This window comes from Sulfuricurvum sp. (genome assembly GCF_049305995.1).
Lineage (GTDB): Bacteria > Campylobacterota > Campylobacteria > Campylobacterales > Sulfurimonadaceae > Sulfuricurvum.
Map to the genome: position 1 here is coordinate 1 of NZ_JBAQPS010000170.1, position 1,640 is coordinate 1,640.

A 1,640-nucleotide genomic window follows, 5' to 3' on the forward strand; every position below is an offset into this window, starting at 1 on the left:
CTCGTGCACAGCGTGAAAAACGCTCAGAAGAGGCACTGGAGAAACAAGATCCCCTCAGCGAAGCGATCCATCACTTGATTCAACCGAATAAAAAATCTCTCATCGATTGGCGTAGTGAACTACGTGAGAGGGTTGGGGGGTATTATGTGAGTGATTACACTCTTATCCCTCCTAGTAAAAAGCTCCTGTATGACGGCGTCTATCTGCCGGGGGTACACTCCCGTCATTTAGAACTAGCCGTCGCGATTGACAGTTCGGGATCGGTTGATGAGGTGCTACTCTCGCAATTTATTAGTGAGGTCGAATCGATCACGGAACTGTTTGGCTCTTACACGATCGATCTGATTGTCTGCGATGATCGAATCCGCTCCTATGAGACATTTGAGCGGGGAGAGGCTATCATCTATACACTCAGAGGGGGTGCGGGGACTGATTTTAGACCCGTATTCGAATTGATTGAGTCGTGGATACACCGTCCGAAACTCTTGCTCTATTTCACCGATTTGGAGGGAAAATTCCCTCCGTATGAGCCGCCGTATGAAGTGCTTTGGATTGCACCTATCATAAAGGATATTCCGTTTGGACGGGTGATCGAGATAGTAAGCGAATAAAATATTTTAGTTTGTCATTTTTTTACTTTGTTTGGTATGTAGAGATAAAATAGATAAAATTGTGCAATTGCAACGAAAGCGAGTTTTTGGATGAATGATATTGTCATGACAGATGAACACACCATCCAGAACAAGATTTACACCTACAGGTGATGTTGGACCGTGATTTAGCAGAGTTATATGGTGTAAAACCCATCCGTCTCAGAGAACAGGTGAAACGTAATAGTGATGATTCCCTGAGGATTTTATGTTTCAGCTTACCAATGAAGAGATCGATATTCTGGTATCGCAAAATGCGATACCCTTAAAATGTGTATTAGTGCTGTGCGATGGATTTTGGACTGGTGATTAGTTTGGATTAGTGTCAAACATCTTCACTGTTTTATAAAAGGTTGGTTACAATATAACTAATTTATTTTTAATGTGGAAGTGACTTTTTATTTAGCATGAAAAAATATGAAAGGAATCAATTGAATGGTAAGTTTTAAACTTGAAAATATTGGACTTATAGAAAATACACAAATTACACTTAATGATTTTACACTTATATGTGGACAAAATAATACAGGTAAAACATATATTACTTATTCTATTTATGGCTTTCTATATTCATGGAATAATATGATTGATTTTGATATTGCTCAAGAAGTTTTTACAGAATTAGAAGAAAATGGTTTTTATAGCTTAAATATTTCAGCGTATGAAACTAAGGTAAATGATATTTTGCAAAAGTTATCAATTCAATATACGAGTAGATTAGGAAATATTTTTAGTGTTGAAGAGGACTGGTTTGATAATAGTAATTTTGAAGTTTCCATTGATAATTTCAAATTAGATTTAGGCTCTGAATTAGAAAATACATTGAGTTCTCCAAGAAAAGATGTACTTCAAATAAAAAAATCAGCTGATAGTAATATTCTTGAAGTATCAACTTTGTCATCTAATATTAAAAAACAGATTCCTCGTTTTATTTTACAAAGTGGTATAAATAGAGCTTTAGGAGAGATATACTTTAAACAATATTTTAAA

The 1,640-nt window shown here is 35.8% G+C and carries 3 protein-coding genes; all 3 read left to right on the top strand.

Going from position 1 to position 1,640, the window contains the following annotated elements:
- Nucleotides 1-611 (top strand): VWA-like domain-containing protein (locus WA010_RS05820; protein ID WP_422556202.1); only part of this gene is annotated, 611 nt, incomplete at its 5' end.
- A gap of 152 nt (nt 612-763) precedes the next feature.
- Nucleotides 764-919 (top strand): hypothetical protein, encoded by a 156-nt coding sequence (locus WA010_RS05825; protein WP_422556203.1) that lies wholly within the window; start codon nt 764-766, stop codon nt 917-919.
- Between the two features lie 166 nt (nt 920-1,085).
- On the top strand, nt 1,086-1,640 hold a 555-nt coding region (locus WA010_RS05830), incomplete at its 3' end, for an AAA family ATPase (RefSeq protein WP_422556204.1).